Source organism: Streptomyces sp. 378 (assembly GCF_030124145.1).
In the GTDB taxonomy this organism is placed as follows: Bacteria; Actinomycetota; Actinomycetes; order Streptomycetales; family Streptomycetaceae; genus Streptomyces.
This window is the reverse complement of the sequence record NZ_JASKMS010000019.1, coordinates 86,043-99,975: the sequence shown is the minus strand read 5'-3', so window position 1 is coordinate 99,975 and position 13,933 is coordinate 86,043. Positions and strand designations below refer to the sequence as shown.

Genomic DNA, 13,933 nt, shown 5'->3' with positions numbered 1-13,933 from the left:
GCTCCTCGGGTCACCACCCGGCGGGAGTGCCGGGTGTTGGTTACAAGTCTAGTAGGCGTGAATGAGGGGGCGGGACGAACCCCGCCCCCTCATGACGAGCGCGAGGCTCAGGAGACGCCGAGCTCCTTCGCGTTCTTCTTCAGGTCCTCGAGACCACCGCACATGAAGAACGCCTGCTCCGGGAAGTGGTCGTACTCGCCGTCGCAGATCGCGTTGAACGCGGCGATCGACTCGTCCAGCGGCACGTCCGAACCGTCCACGCCGGTGAACTGCTTGGCGGCGTGGGTGTTCTGGGACAGGAAGCGCTCCACGCGACGGGCACGGTGGACGACGAGCTTGTCCTCCTCGCCGAGCTCGTCGATACCGAGGATCGCGATGATGTCCTGCAGGTCCTTGTACTTCTGCAGGACGCTCTTCACGCGCATCGCGGCGTTGTAGTGGTCCGCCGAGATGTACCGCGGGTCGAGGATGCGGGACGTCGAGTCCAGCGGGTCCACGGCCGGGTAGATGCCCTTCTCGGAGATCGGACGGGACAGCACCGTCGTCGCGTCGAGGTGGGCGAAGGTGGTGGCCGGGGCCGGGTCGGTCAGGTCGTCCGCGGGGACGTAGATCGCCTGCATCGAGGTGATCGAGTGACCACGGGTCGAGGTGATGCGCTCCTGGAGGGTGCCCATCTCGTCGGCCAGGTTCGGCTGGTAGCCCACCGCGGAGGGCATACGGCCGAGCAGGGTCGACACCTCGGAACCGGCCTGGGTGAAGCGGAAGATGTTGTCGATGAAGAACAGCACGTCCTGCTTCTGGACGTCGCGGAAGTACTCCGCCATCGTCAGGCCGGCCAGGGCCACGCGCAGACGGGTGCCCGGGGGCTCGTCCATCTGGCCGAAGACCAGGGCGGTCTTGTCCAGAACGCCGGACTCTTCCATCTCCGCGATGAGGTCGTTGCCCTCACGGGTGCGCTCGCCGACGCCCGCGAAGACGGAGACGCCCTCGTGGAGGTTGGCGACACGCATGATCATTTCCTGGATCAGCACGGTCTTGCCGACACCGGCACCACCGAACAGACCGATCTTGCCGCCCTTGACGTACGGGGTGAGCAGGTCGACGACCTTCAGGCCCGTCTCGAACATCTCGGTCTTCGACTCGAGCTGGTCGAACGCGGGGGCCTTGCGGTGGATGGACCAGCGCTCGCCCTCGTGGACCTCGTCGCTGTTCAGCACCTCACCGAGGGTGTTGAACACCTTGCCCTTGGTGAAGTCGCCGACCGGGACGGTGATGCCCGCACCGGTGTCGGTCACCGGGGCCTGGCGGACCAGGCCGTCGGTGGGCTGCATGGAGATGGCGCGGACCAGGCCGTCACCCAGGTGCTGGGCGACCTCCAGGGTCAGCGTCTTCTTCTCGCCCGCCAGCGCCGGGTCCGCGACCTCGACGTGCAGGGCGTTGTAGATCTCCGGCATCGCGTCGACGGGGAACTCCACGTCGACGACCGGGCCGATGACCCGCGCGACGCGGCCCGTCGCCGTGGCCGTCTCAACAGTGGTGGTCATTTATCGGTCACTCCCCGCGGTCGCGTCGGCCAGGGCACTCGCGCCACCGACGATCTCGCTGATTTCCTGGGTGATTTCGGCCTGGCGGGCCTGGTTGGCAAGCCGGGTGAGCGTCTCGATGAGCTCTCCGGCGTTGTCGGTGGCCGACTTCATCGCGCGCCGCGTGGCGGCGTGCTTGGAGGCGGCCGACTGGAGCAGCGCGTTGTAGATGCGGCTCTCGACGTAGCGCGGCAGCAGGGCGTCGAGGACGTCCTCCGCCGACGGCTCGAAGTCGAACAGCGGGAGGATCTCGCCCTTGGGCGCCGCCTCCGCCGCGACCTCGTCGAGGCTGAGCGGCAGCAGCCGCGCCTCGGTCGCCGTCTGCGTCATCATCGACACGAACTCGGTGTAGACGATGTGGAGCTCGTCCACGCCGCCCTCCGCCGTCTCCGTCTCGATGGCCTCGATCAACGGTGCCGCGACCTTCTTGGCGTCCGCGTACGACGGCTCGTCGGTGAAGCCCGTGAACGTCTCCGCGATCTTGCGCTCGCGGAAGTTGTAGTGGGCGACACCGCGGCGGCCGACGATGTAGCTGACGACCTCCTTGCCCTCGGCCTCCAGCTTCGCCGTGAGCCGCTCCGCGGCCTTGATGGCGTTGGAGTTGAAGGCGCCGGCCAGACCACGGTCGCTCGTGAGGAGCAGGACCGCGGCACGGGTCGGGTTCTCCGCCTCCGTCGTCAGCGGGTGCTTGGTGTTAGAGCCGGTGGCGACCGCCGTGACCGCACGGGTGAGCTCGGTCGCGTACGGGGTGGAGGCCGCCACCTTGCGCTGCGCCTTGACGACGCGCGAGGCGGCGATCATCTCCATCGCCTTGGTGATCTTCTTGGTCGCGGTGACGGATCGGATGCGACGCTTGTAGACCCGGAGCTGGGCTCCCATGAGTCAGGTCCCTTCCGTCGTCACTTGCCGGCAGCCGGGGCGTCCTCGCCGAGCAGCTTGCCGTCGGAGGTCTCGAACTGCTTCTTGAACTCGACGATGGCCTCGGCGACGGCCTGAAGGGTGTCGTCGGACATCTTGCCGCCCTCGCGGATGGAGGTCATCAGACCCTGCTCCTTGCGGTGCAGGTAGTCCAGCAGCTCCTTCTCGAAGCGGCGGATGTCGGCGACGGGGACGTCGTCCATCTTGCCGGTGGTGCCGGCCCAGACGGAGACGACCTGGTCCTCGGTGGCCATCGGCTGGTACTGCGGCTGCTTCAGCAGCTCGACCATGCGCTGACCACGCTCCAGCTGCGCCTTGGACGCGGCGTCCAGGTCGGAACCGAAGGCGGCGAACGCCTCCAGCTCACGGAACTGGGCGAGGTCCACGCGCAGACGGCCGGAGACCTGCTTCATCGCCTTGTGCTGCGCGGAACCACCGACTCGGGAGACGGAGATACCGACGTTCAGCGCGGGGCGCTGACCGGCGTTGAACAGGTCCGACTCCAGGAAGCACTGGCCGTCGGTGATGGAGATGACGTTGGTCGGGATGAACGCCGAGACGTCATTGGCCTTGGTCTCGACGATCGGCAGACCGGTCATCGAGCCGGCGCCCATCTCGTCGGAGAGCTTCGCGCAGCGCTCCAGCAGGCGGGAGTGCAGGTAGAAGACGTCACCCGGGTAGGCCTCACGGCCCGGCGGGCGGCGCAGCAGCAGCGACACGGCACGGTAGGCGTCGGCCTGCTTCGACAGGTCGTCGAAGATGATCAGGACGTGCTTGCCCTGGTACATCCAGTGCTGTCCGATGGCCGAACCGGTGTACGGCGCCAGGTACTTGAAGCCGGCCGGGTCGGACGCCGGGGCGGCGACGATGGTCGTGTACTCCAGCGCGCCGGCCTCCTCCAGAGCGCCGCGCACACCGGCGATGGTGGAGCCCTTCTGGCCGATGGCGACGTAGATGCAGCGGACCTGCTTGTTCGGGTCGCCCGAGCGCCAGTTGTCGCGCTGGTTGATGATCGTGTCGACGGCCAGGGCGGTCTTGCCGGTCTGGCGGTCACCGATGATCAGCTGACGCTGACCACGGCCGATCGGGGTCATCGCGTCGACGGCCTTGTAGCCCGTCTCCATCGGCTCGTGCACCGACTTGCGGACCATGACGCCCGGGGCCTGCAGCTCCAGGGCGCGACGGTCTTCGGTCTCGATCTCGCCGAGACCGTCGATCGGGTTGCCGAGGGGGTCGACCACGCGGCCGAGGTAACCCTCGCCCACCGCGACGGAGAGAACCTCACCGGTGCGGGAGACCGGCTGACCCTCCTCGATGCCGCTGAACTCGCCGAGGACGACGCAGCCGATCTCGCGCTCCTCGAGGTTGAGGGCGAGACCGAGGCTGCCGTCCTCGAACTTCAGCAGCTCGTTGGCCATGACCGAGGGCAGACCCTCGACCTTCGCGATACCGTCGCCGGCGAAGGTGACCGTACCGACCTCCTCGCGCGAGGCCGCGTCCGGCTTGTACGCCTGGACGAAGTTCTCCAGCGCGTCCCGGATCTCCTCCGGCCGGATCGTGAGCTCCGCCATCTGGGTTCCCTGCTCTCCTTGTTGGGCCCGAAGTTTCACTTTGGGGGTCTGGGGGCGACCCCCAGGATTCTTCTGCACGGCCCAACCAGGGCCGTCGTAAGTACGTTGTGCCTATTGAGTTGCTGCTCAGCCGGCGAGCCGGCGGCTGGCGTCCTCGATGCGGTCCGCGAGGGAGCCGTTGATCACCTCGTCGCCGACCTGCACCCGCATTCCGCCGAGGACCTCGGGGTCCACGTCCAGGTTGAGGTGCATCGTGCGGCCGTAGAGCTTCGCGAGGGCGGCGCCCAGGCGCTGCTTCTGCGGGTCGCTCAGCGGTACCGCCGAGGTGACGATCGCCACCATGCGGTCCCGGCGATCGGCGGCCAGCTTGGACAGGGACTCGAGTCCCGACTCCAGGCTACGTCCCCGCGGCGCGGTCACAAGGCGCGTGACCAGACGCTCGGTGGCCGGCTGCGCCCTGCCGCCGAGCAGGCTGCGCAGCAGCTCGCCCTTGGCGGAGGTGGTGGCCTTGCGGTCGGTCAGCGCGGCCCGCAGCTCGGTGCTGCCGGAGACGATCCGGCCGAACCGGAACAGCTCGTCCTCGACGTCGTCGAGCTTGCCGGCCTGCTGCGCGGCGGTGAGGTCGGCGGTGTCGGCCAGCTGCTCCAGCGCGTCCACCAGGTCGCGCGACTGCGACCAGCGGGAGCGCACCATGCCCGCCACCAGGTCGGCGGCCGGACCGCTGACCTGGGTGCCGAGCAGACGCCGGGCCAGTTCGGCCTTGGCCTCTCCGGCCTGCGCCGGGTCGGTGAGGACCCGACGCAGCGACACCTCGCGGTGGAGCAGCGCGGTGACGGCGGCCAGCTCGTCGGCGAGCGAGCCCGCGTTCACGGACGTCGAGTCCGTCAGCGCGTCGAGACGCTCGCGTGCGGCTGCCAGGGCCTCGCGGCTCGCTCCGTTCATCGTCCGGCCTCGGCCTTCTCCTCGAGCTCGTCGAGGAACCGGTCGATGACACGGCTCTGGCGGGCGTGGTCCTCGAGGGACTCGCCGACGAGCTTGCCGGCCAGGTCGGTGGCGAGCTTGCCGACGTCCTGGCGCAGCGCGGAGGAAGCGGCCTTGCGGTCGGCCTCGATCTGGGCGTGACCGGCGGCGACGATCTCCTCGCGCTGCCGCTGGCCCTCGGCCCGCATCTCGGCGATGAGGGCGGCACCCTGCTCCTGCGCCTCCTGGCGCAGACGCGCGGCCTCGTGCCGGGCCTCGGCGAGCTGTGCCTTGTACTGCTCAAGGACGCTCTGGGCCTCGACCTTCATGGTCTCGGCCTCTTCGATACCGCCTTCGATCGCCGCGCGGCGCTCCTCCAGAACCTTGTTGATGTTCGGAAGCAGCTTCTTCCAGAAGAAGAAGAACACGATGGCGAAGGCGATGGTGCCGACGAGCAGCTCGGGGCCCGGAGGAACGAGCGGGTTCTGCTCTTCCTCGGCCGCCAGCTGCACCAGGTTGGCGATCACATCAGTGCCTTTCGTCGAAACGTGTCGGTGAGCAGGAAATTACTGACCGAACACGAACGGCATAACGATGCCGATGAGGGCGAGCGCCTCACAGAAGGCGAAGCCCAGGATCTGGTTGGCACGGATCAGACCGGCGGCCTCGGGCTGACGGGCCAGGGCCTGGGTGCCGTTACCGAAGATGATGCCGACGCCGATGCCGGGGCCGATGGCGGAGAGGCCGTAGCCGATGGAGCCGAGCGAACCGGAGACAGCGGCGAGGGTCTCAGTGGCAGCCATGCTGTTTCTTCCTTCTCTTTCACGGACCGGCGGGGGTTGGCCACCGGACGTTCTTGGGACTTGCGGGGCGGCAGGGGCTCAGTGGTGCTCGGCCAGAGCGCCCTGGATGTACGTGCAGGCGAGGAGTACGAAGACGTACGCCTGGACGGCCTGCACGAAAAGCTCGAAGACGATCATGGCCATGGTCATCGCGAAGGAGATACCGGCCGCCGGGATCATCCAGCTGTTGAGCAGGTACCAGGAGGCGACGGTGAACATGACCAGCATCAGGTGACCGGCGAACATGTTCGCGAACAGTCGGACGGCGTGAGTGAACGGCCGGACGAGCAGGTTCGAGAAGAACTCGATGACCATCACGAGCGGCAGCACCGGGCCGAGCGACTTGTCGTAGCCGGTGATGTTCTTGAAGAACCCGACGAAGCCGTGGCGCTTGAAGGTCAGCGAGACCCAGGTGACGTAGACGACCGCGGCGAGAACCGCCGGGTACGCGATGACCGACGACACCGGGAACTGTGCCAGCGGGATCACGGACCAGATGTTCATGATCCAGATGAAGAAGAACAGCGAGACCATCAGGGGGACATACTTCTCGCCCTCCTTCTTTCCGAGGGTCTCGTAGACGATGCCGCGGCGGACGAAGTCGTAGCCGGCCTCGCCGACCATCTGCAGCTTGCCCGGCACCACCTTGGCCTTGCCGAAGGCCGCCCAGAAGAAGCCGATGACAAGAACGGTGGTGATGATGGCGAGCAGCATCACCTTGTTGAACTCGTACCCCCCGACCGTGGCGATCGGCTTGAAGAGGAACGAGTGCAGGCCCGGAGCCGGAAAACCACACCCGTTGTCGGACATGATCCGACAGCTCCAGTCAAAGGCGAGCTGGGTCTGGTCAGCACTCACCGCGGGCTCCTTCGGCGTGACGCATGTGTACGGCAACCTCGTTGTGTCGGCGCGGCGCGCAGCCGCGGATCGGCACCGGACTGGTGTTACGGATGTGAGGGCGGCTGAGGGGCATCGAGCCTCGCGTTCGAGCAGGCGTCAGCTCAGGTGCCCGCGCCCGCGATGCCGCAGTTGGCACCGGACGATAGCAGGAGTTCCTACTGCCCTTTATCGCGCCCCTACTCGTCACGACGACGACCCGGTCTTCGCGGGCTTCTCGCTCTCCTCGGAGTCCGGGTCGATGTAGAAGATCTTGGCCTTCATGTGCGCACGAGCTTGCGCGGCCATCCACACGACGGTCGCGATGACGAGCCCGAGGGCGAACGTCTTCGCGTTGAAGAGAGAGGTGTCCTTGAAGAGGGCGACGAAGATCAGGAGAAGCAGCAACTGGGCGACGTAGAGCATCAGCCCCATGGCCTGGAACAACTGCGGGAGCGTTTTTGCCGTCCACTGGAGGACGTACAGACCGATTCCCATGAAGAGGATGGCCAGCACAGCGCCGACGGCGGCTCCGACAGCTCCCTTGCCTCCGGCCACCACGCCACTGACGGCGACCACAACGGCACCGGCAGCGGCTGTGGGCACAGCGCACTGCAAGAGGTTCCGGGCGTCATTGGACGGCATGGCGGCAACTCCGCTTTCGCAGGGGGCAGGGGTGTCGTCATGGACGAGCGTAGTCCCGGGCTGAGTGGAGTCCTCACGCCAATGGACCGTCGCACTGCGGTCCTTCGGCTCTATCCGGGGGTTCTCGTGAACCGTATCACAAACTATTTGATGCAGTCTTTACCTGGAGGTGTGCGGACCGTCACACATGAGAGTGAACCCGCGCGTCTGAGCGGGAATCTCGCCGACATGTCTGGTATTGGGGCACTTCGCACCCCCATCACCAGCCCACGACTTGGCAATGCTCTCGTCAGATTCTTACCTTGTCCCCGCCTTGCGCCGGTCGGCCATGCGCGAACGGGGGCCGATGGCGGTCGCCCCGTTGACGCCGGAGACCCCGGACACCACGGGAGTGCGGTCCTCGGAGCCGGCTGCGGACTGGTCGGCCGGGGTGGCGGGCGTCGACGCCTCGAGGGAGAGGGCCGCGACCGCTCCGCGGCGCCGGTAGCGCGGCGGCACGAAACGCTCCATCCAGCGCGGGGCGCGCGGCCGGAAGCGCGGCAGCAGAAGCAGCAGGAGACCGATCGCGCTGAGGAGCACGACACCGAGCACGATCCACATCGATGCCGAGTTGACCGAGTAGGCGAGCGCGCCGAAGGCGATCAGCGCCGACCAGAAGTACATGATCAGCACCGCGCGGCTGTGCGAGTGGCCGATCTCCAGCAGCCGGTGGTGCAGGTGGCCGCGGTCGGCGGCGAACGGGGACTGGCCGCGCCAGGTGCGCCGCACGATCGCCAGGATCAGGTCGGCGGCCGGCACCGCGATGATCGTCAGCGGCAACAGCAGCGGGATGTAGACCGGCACCGTCTGGTGCACCGCCTCCTTCTCGGAACCGGCGAACAGCTTCAGCGCATCGGGGTCCACCTGCCCGGTGACGGAGATCGCGCCCGCGGCCAGGACCAGGCCGATCAGCATCGAGCCCGAGTCGCCCATGAAGATCCGCGCCGGGTGCATGTTGTGCGGCATGAAGCCCAGGCACATGCCCATCAGGATCGCCGCGAAGAGGGTGGCCGGGGCGGCGGCCTCGATGCCGTACGAGTACCAGATGCGGTAGGCGTACAGGAAGAACGCCGTGGCCGCGATGCAGACCATGCCGGCCGCGAGGCCGTCCAGGCCGTCGACGAAGTTGACCGCGTTGATGGTGATGACGACCAGCGCGACCGTGAGCAGGGTGCCCTGCCACTGGGTGAGCGCGACCGAACCGACACCCGGGATCGGCAGCCACAGGATCGTCAGACCCTGCACGACCATCACGCCCGCGGCGATCATCTGGCCGCCCAGCTTGATCAGGGCGTCGATCTCGAACTTGTCGTCCAGCACACCGATCAGCCAGATCAGGGCCGCCCCGGACAGCAGGGCCCGGGGTTCGTTCGACGTCTCGAAGACCTGGTTGAGGTTGGTCAGGTGGTCGGCGACCAGCAGGCCCGCGCACAGACCGAAGAACATCGCGATACCGCCGAGGCGCGGAGTGGGCTCGCGGTGCACGTCGCGTGCCCGGATCTCCGGCATCGCTCCGGCCACGATCGCGAACTTCCGTACCGGCCCTGTCAGCAGATACGTCACCGCGGCCGTGACGCAGAGCGTCAGGAGGTATTCACGCACGGGCTTCCCCACAGGTCTCGCTGGCCATCTCAGCCCCACACCCTAGCGATGCGCGCATATGAGTGGGGACTTCCGGGTAGCGACGATGGTTGCACGTTCAGCTGTGCACCCTGATGCGCTTACCCCGACTCAAGCGGGATACGGCGGAAATCGACCGGCCAGCTCCCGCACATCTTCACGCGCTCTCGAGGGCTCCGTCACGCCCCGGAGCACCCCGGCGAGCAGCCCGGCGATCCGCACCATCTCCGCCTCGCCCATGCCCTGCGTGGTGATCGCGGCCGTGCCGAGCCGCAGTCCCCGGGCGTCGCCGTGCGGCAGGGCACAGCAGTCCATGACCAGGCCTGCCGCGGCGAGACGGCCCCGGGCGGTGCGTCCGTCGACGCCGAGCGGCGCCGGGTCGGCGGTGATCAGGTGGGTGTCCGTGCCACCGGTGGTGACGACCAGTCCCTCGGCGGCCAGCCGGGCCGCCAGCACCCGCGCGTTCGCCACCACCTGATGGGCGTACGCGGCGAACGCCGGTGTTGCCGCCTCCCCGAACGCGACCGCCTTGGCGGCGATGGTGTGCATCTGCGCGCCGCCCTGTGTGAAAGGGAACACGGCCCGGTCGACCCGCTCGGCCAGCTCCGCGCGGCACAGGAGCAGGCCGCCGCGCGGTCCCCGCAGCACCTTGTGGGTGGTCCCGCAGACGATGTCCGCGTACGGGACCGGATTGGGGGCCGCTCCCCCGGCGACGAGCCCGAGGGGGTGCGCGGCGTCCGCGATGAGGTACGCGCCCACCTCGTCGGCGACCTCGCGGAAGAAGGCGTGGTCGAGGTGGCGCGGGTAGGCGATCGAGCCGCACACGATCGCCTTGGGCCGGCGCGTGCGGGCCAGGGTGCGCACCTGCTCGTGGTCGATGAGCCCGGACTCGGCGTCCACGCCGTATCCGACGAAGTCGAACCAGCGGCCGGAGAAGTTGACGGGCGAGCCGTGGGTGAGATGCCCGCCGTGGGGCAGGCCGAGCGCGAGGACGGTGTCACCGGGGCGCAGGAGGGCGGCGTAGGCGGCCAGCACCGCCGAAGAGCCCGAGTGCGCCTGGACGTTGGCGTGGTCGGCGCCGAACAGGGCCATGGCCCGCTCGACGGCGACGCGTTCGGCGACGTCGACGATCTCGCAGCCGCCGTGGTGCCGCGCCCCGGGGTAGCCCTCGGCGTACTTGTTGGCCAGCGGTGAGCCGAGGGCGGCCAGCACGGCCGGGGAGCAGAAGTTCTCGGCGGCGATCAGCTGGAGCGTGGTCGACTGCCGCTCCCGCTCCGCGAGCAGGAGGTCGGCGAGCTCGGGGTCCTGGCGGCGCAGGACGTCGGCCTCGATGGCAGGGGTGACCGTCATGGTGGGCTCCGGGCGTCGACGGTGACGTACGACCAATGTAGGCCCGGGGCGTTCGCGGCGCTCGGTCGTTACGTCCGTGCGGGGACGCCCGTGAGGGCCGTGACGACCGGATCGAGTGCCTGGTGTATCTCGTCCCCGATCGACCGGAAGAACGTCAGGGGGGCGCCGTACGGGTCGTAGACCTCGTCGGCCTCGGCGGTCGGCGCCAGGAGCCACCCGCGTAGAGCGGCCGCGGCGCGGACCAGCGCACGCGCGCGGGCGACCACGCCGTCCTCCAGCGGCGGCAGGGTCGCCGGGTCGATGGCCTTGACCAGACGGGTGAACTCCTTGAGCGTGAAGGTGCGTAGACCCGCCGAGTGCCCCATGGAGATGACCTGCGCCCGGTGGTCCCGGGTGGCGGTCAGCACCAGGTCGGCGCGGATCACGTGCTCGTCGAGGAGCTCGCGCCCGGTGAAGCCGGAGGCGTCCGCGCCGAAGTCGGCCAGGACCGTCTCCGCGTGGGCCTCCATGGACGCGCCCTCGTGGCCCCAGGTGCCCGCGCTCTCCACGATGAGCCCACCGCCGAGGATGCCGAGGCGCTCCGCGACGAAATGGCGGGTCAGCCGCTCGGTGATGGGTGAGCGGCACACGTTGCCGGTGCTGACGTGGAGGATGCGGAAGCTGTCGCGCGGAAGTCCCACGAAGGTCGTCGTGATCTCCGCCGCGCTTTCCCCGTTGCCTATGCCACGCCCCGATCCAGGGGCCGTCAATTCGCCACCTCGAGGTCGGGTACGACCTTTCGCAGCTCGTCCGCCGAGAGGGCGCCCGCGCGCAGCAGCAGCGGCACCTCACGGGTCACGTCGACGATCGACGACGGCACGATGCCGGGGGTCGGACCGCCGTCGAGGTAGACGGAGACGGAGTCGCCCAGCATCTCCTGCGCGGCGTCGCAGTTCTCCGGCGCCGGGTGGCCGGTGAGGTTGGCGGAGGACACGGCCATGGGGCCGACCTCGGTGAGCAGCTCGATGGCGACGGGGTGCAGCGGCATGCGCACGGCGACCGTGCCCCGGGTGTCCCCGAGGTCCCACTGGAGGGACGGCTGGTGCCGGGCGACGAGTGTCAGGGCGCCCGGCCAGAAGGCGTCGACCAGTTCCCAGGCCAGCTCGGAGAAGTCCGTGACGAGGCCGTGCAGCGTGTTCGGGGAGCCGATGAGGACGGGGGTGGGCATGTTGCGGCCACGGCCCTTCGCGTCCAGCAGGTCGGCGACCGCCTCCGAGGAGAACGCGTCGGCGCCGATGCCGTACACCGTGTCCGTCGGCAGCACCACGAGCTCGCCACGGCGGACGGCGGACGCTGCCTCGCGCAGACCGGTCACACGGTCGGTCGCGTCGTTGGTGTCGTATCGCCGTGCCATCTTTAGCTGGCCTCCTCGTACACGTGCTGCTGGGATGAAGTCCGCGGGGACCGCGGGGTGCGCGGGGTGCTCACGGCAGGGCCTTGCGGGCCGTGGCGAAACGCGGGCGGTTGTTCAGGTCCGGGTGGTCCGCGGCGTCGGTCCAGCCGCGGTCCTCGGCGAAGATCCACGGAACCTGGCCGCCCTGGGTGTCGGCGTGCTCCACCACCACGACGCCACCGGGGCGCAGCAGCCGGTGCGCGGTGCGCTCCAGGCCGCGGATCAGGTCGAGGCCGTCCTCGCCGGAGAACAGGGCCATGCCGGGGTCGTAGTCCCGGGCCTCGGGGGCGACGTACTCCCACTCGGTGAGCGGGATGTACGGCGGGTTGGTGATGACCAGGTCGACCTGGCCGTCCAGGTCCGGGAAGGCCGTCAGGGCGTTGCCCTGCCGCAGGTCGACCCTGGACCCCTCGACGTTCTTGCGGGTCCATCTGAGGGCGTCCTCGGACAGCTCCACGGCGTGCACGCGCGAGCGCGGCACCTCCTGGGCCAGGGCGAGCGCGATGGCGCCGGAACCGGTGCACAGGTCGACGATGCACGGCTCGACGACGTCCATCGCCCGTACGGCGTCTATGGCCCAGCCGACCACGGACTCCGTCTCGGGCCGCGGCACGAACACCCCGGGTCCGACCTGGAGTTCCAGGTAGCGGAAGTAGGCGCGCCCGGTGATGTGCTGGAGCGGTTCGCGGGCCTCACGGCGGGCGATGACCTCCCAGTAGCGGGCGTCGAAGTCGGAGTCCTTGACGGAGTGCAGCTCGCCGCGCTTGACGCCGTGCACGAACGCGGCGAGCTCCTCCGCGTCGGTGCGCGGCGAGGGCACGCCGGCGTCGGCGAGCCGCTGGGTGGCCTGGGCCACCTCCGCGAGCAGCAGGTTCACGCAAGTCCTCCGTATTACTCGTACGTGCTCGTGCGTGCCTTACGCAGCCGCCAGCTTCGCAGCCGAGTCCGCGTCGACGCAGGCCTGGATGACCGCGTCGAGGTCGCCGTCCAGGACCTGGTCCAGGTTGTACGCCTTGAAGCCGACGCGGTGGTCCGAGATGCGGTTCTCCGGGTAGTTGTACGTGCGGATCTTCTCGGAGCGGTCGACGGTGCGGACCTGGCTGCGGCGGGCGTCGGCAGCCTCCCTCTCGGCCTCCTCCTGCGCCGCCGCGAGCAGCCTGGAGCGCAGGATACGCAGTGCCTGCTCCTTGTTCTGCAGCTGGCTCTTCTCGTTCTGGCAGGAGGCGACGACTCCGGTGGGGATGTGCGTGATGCGCACGGCGGAGTCGGTGGTGTTGACGGACTGCCCGCCAGGCCCGGAGGACCGGTAGACGTCGATGCGCAGGTCGTTGGGGTTGATCTCGACGTCGACCTCCTCGGCCTCGGGCGTGACGAGCACACCGGCCGCGGAGGTGTGGATACGGCCCTGGGACTCCGTCGCGGGCACGCGCTGCACGCGGTGCACGCCGCCCTCGTACTTCATCCGCGCCCAGACGCCCTGGCCGGGCTCGGTGGCACCCTGGCCGCCCTTGGTCTTCACGGCGACCTGGACGTCCTTGTAGCCGCCGAGCTCGGACTCGGTGGCGTCGATGATCTCGGTCTTCCAGCCGACGCGCTCGGCGTACCGCAGGTACATGCGCAGCAGGTCGCCGGCGAACAGCGCCGACTCGTCGCCGCCCGCGCCCGCCTTGATCTCGAGGATGACGTCCTTGTCGTCGCTGGGGTCACGCGGGACGAGGAGAAGCCGCAGCTTCTCCGTCAGCTCCTCGCGGGCCTTCTCCAGCTCCTTGACCTCGGCGGCGAACTCCGGGTCGTCGGCGCCCAGTTCGCGCGCGGTCTCGATGTCGTCGCCGGTCTGCTTCCAGGAGCGGTACGTGGCGACGATCGGGGTGAGCTCGGCGTAACGCTTGTTCAGCTTGCGCGCGTTGGCCTGGTCGGAGTGGACCGACGGATCGGCGAGCTTCTTCTCCAGGTCGGCGTGCTCGGCGACGAGTTCCTCGACGGCCTCGAACATCTTGGGCTCCTGTGAACGGACGGGGGGTGAAGGGCGGGCGACCAAAAACGCCGGTCCCGGAGCGCCCGGTGGAGGGGGCGCGTCCGTGGACCGGCGAATTGAGG

At 69.0% G+C, this 13,933-nt stretch carries 14 protein-coding genes; all 14 read right to left on the bottom strand.

Going from position 1 to position 13,933, the window contains the following annotated elements; genetic code table 11:
• Positions 1–107: 107 nt before the first annotated feature.
• The gene (gene atpD / locus QNO09_RS24615) at positions 108–1,544 is read right to left on the bottom strand and encodes a F0F1 ATP synthase subunit beta (RefSeq protein WP_283972412.1); all 1,437 of its coding nucleotides are present in this window, start codon (positions 1,542–1,544) and stop codon (positions 108–110) included.
• Complete coding sequence (locus tag QNO09_RS24610) at positions 1,545–2,462, bottom strand: F0F1 ATP synthase subunit gamma (RefSeq protein WP_283972411.1); 918 nt, start codon at positions 2,460–2,462, stop codon at positions 1,545–1,547.
• Between the two features lie 20 nt (positions 2,463–2,482).
• Entirely contained in the window at positions 2,483–4,072 is a 1,590-nt protein-coding gene (gene atpA, locus QNO09_RS24605; protein WP_283972410.1) for a F0F1 ATP synthase subunit alpha, read from the bottom strand.
• Positions 4,073–4,198: 126 nt separating this feature from the next.
• Positions 4,199–5,014 (bottom strand): F0F1 ATP synthase subunit delta, encoded by an 816-nt coding sequence (locus tag QNO09_RS24600; RefSeq protein WP_283972409.1) that lies wholly within the window; start codon positions 5,012–5,014, stop codon positions 4,199–4,201.
• Positions 5,011–5,559 (bottom strand): F0F1 ATP synthase subunit B, encoded by a 549-nt coding sequence (locus QNO09_RS24595; protein ID WP_030246436.1) that lies wholly within the window; start codon positions 5,557–5,559, stop codon positions 5,011–5,013. The genes QNO09_RS24600 and QNO09_RS24595 overlap by 4 nt, the downstream gene beginning before the upstream one ends.
• A gap of 39 nt (positions 5,560–5,598) precedes the next feature.
• Positions 5,599–5,835, bottom strand: coding sequence for an ATP synthase subunit C-like protein (locus QNO09_RS24590; protein ID WP_010040161.1), 237 nt, complete (start codon positions 5,833–5,835; stop codon positions 5,599–5,601).
• A gap of 78 nt (positions 5,836–5,913) precedes the next feature.
• Positions 5,914–6,732 carry a F0F1 ATP synthase subunit A gene (atpB, locus tag QNO09_RS24585; protein WP_502962342.1) on the bottom strand — a complete coding sequence of 273 codons (819 nt, stop codon included), beginning with the start codon at positions 6,730–6,732 and terminating at the stop codon, positions 5,914–5,916.
• Positions 6,733–6,957: 225 nt separating this feature from the next.
• Complete coding sequence (locus tag QNO09_RS24580; RefSeq protein ID WP_283972408.1) at positions 6,958–7,395, bottom strand: Cg1360 family ATP-synthase-associated protein; 438 nt, start codon at positions 7,393–7,395, stop codon at positions 6,958–6,960.
• Between the two features lie 297 nt (positions 7,396–7,692).
• Positions 7,693–9,036 (bottom strand): MraY family glycosyltransferase, encoded by a 1,344-nt coding sequence (locus tag QNO09_RS24575; RefSeq protein WP_283972407.1) that lies wholly within the window; start codon positions 9,034–9,036, stop codon positions 7,693–7,695.
• Positions 9,037–9,165: 129 nt separating this feature from the next.
• Complete coding sequence (gene glyA, locus QNO09_RS24570) at positions 9,166–10,404, bottom strand: serine hydroxymethyltransferase (RefSeq protein WP_283972406.1); 1,239 nt, start codon at positions 10,402–10,404, stop codon at positions 9,166–9,168.
• 68 nt (positions 10,405–10,472) lie between these two features.
• Positions 10,473–11,153 carry an arsenate reductase/protein-tyrosine-phosphatase family protein gene (locus QNO09_RS24565; protein ID WP_283972405.1) on the bottom strand — a complete coding sequence of 227 codons (681 nt, stop codon included), beginning with the start codon at positions 11,151–11,153 and terminating at the stop codon, positions 10,473–10,475.
• Complete coding sequence (locus tag QNO09_RS24560) at positions 11,150–11,797, bottom strand: L-threonylcarbamoyladenylate synthase (RefSeq protein ID WP_283972404.1); 648 nt, start codon at positions 11,795–11,797, stop codon at positions 11,150–11,152. The genes QNO09_RS24565 and QNO09_RS24560 overlap by 4 nt, the downstream gene beginning before the upstream one ends.
• Positions 11,798–11,867: 70 nt before the next feature.
• Positions 11,868–12,713, bottom strand: a complete 846-nt coding sequence (gene prmC / locus QNO09_RS24555) for a peptide chain release factor N(5)-glutamine methyltransferase (protein WP_283972403.1) — start codon at positions 12,711–12,713, stop codon at positions 11,868–11,870.
• A 39-nt stretch (positions 12,714–12,752) separates the two neighbouring features.
• Positions 12,753–13,829: a peptide chain release factor 1 gene (gene prfA, locus QNO09_RS24550; protein WP_062929083.1), complete on the bottom strand. Its 1,077-nt coding sequence runs from the start codon at positions 13,827–13,829 to the stop codon at positions 12,753–12,755.
• Between the last annotated feature and the right edge of the window lie 104 nt (positions 13,830–13,933).

Excerpts from the sequence above, each read along its gene's own strand:
- QNO09_RS24590 (WP_010040161.1), bottom strand. The coding sequence starts at position 5,835 with ATGGCTGCCACTGAGACCCTCGCCGCTGTCTCCGGTTCGCTCGGCTCC.
- QNO09_RS24560 (WP_283972404.1), bottom strand. The coding sequence starts at position 11,797 with ATGGCACGGCGATACGACACCAACGACGCGACCGACCGTGTGACCGGT.
- QNO09_RS24580 (WP_283972408.1), bottom strand. The coding sequence starts at position 7,395 with ATGCCGTCCAATGACGCCCGGAACCTCTTGCAGTGCGCTGTGCCCACA.
- QNO09_RS24600 (WP_283972409.1), bottom strand. The coding sequence starts at position 5,014 with ATGAACGGAGCGAGCCGCGAGGCCCTGGCAGCCGCACGCGAGCGTCTC.
- QNO09_RS24610 (WP_283972411.1), bottom strand. The coding sequence starts at position 2,462 with ATGGGAGCCCAGCTCCGGGTCTACAAGCGTCGCATCCGATCCGTCACC.
- atpA (WP_283972410.1), bottom strand. The coding sequence starts at position 4,072 with ATGGCGGAGCTCACGATCCGGCCGGAGGAGATCCGGGACGCGCTGGAG.
- atpD (WP_283972412.1), bottom strand. The coding sequence starts at position 1,544 with ATGACCACCACTGTTGAGACGGCCACGGCGACGGGCCGCGTCGCGCGG.
- glyA (WP_283972406.1), bottom strand. The coding sequence starts at position 10,404 with ATGACGGTCACCCCTGCCATCGAGGCCGACGTCCTGCGCCGCCAGGAC.
- prfA (WP_062929083.1), bottom strand. The coding sequence starts at position 13,829 with ATGTTCGAGGCCGTCGAGGAACTCGTCGCCGAGCACGCCGACCTGGAG.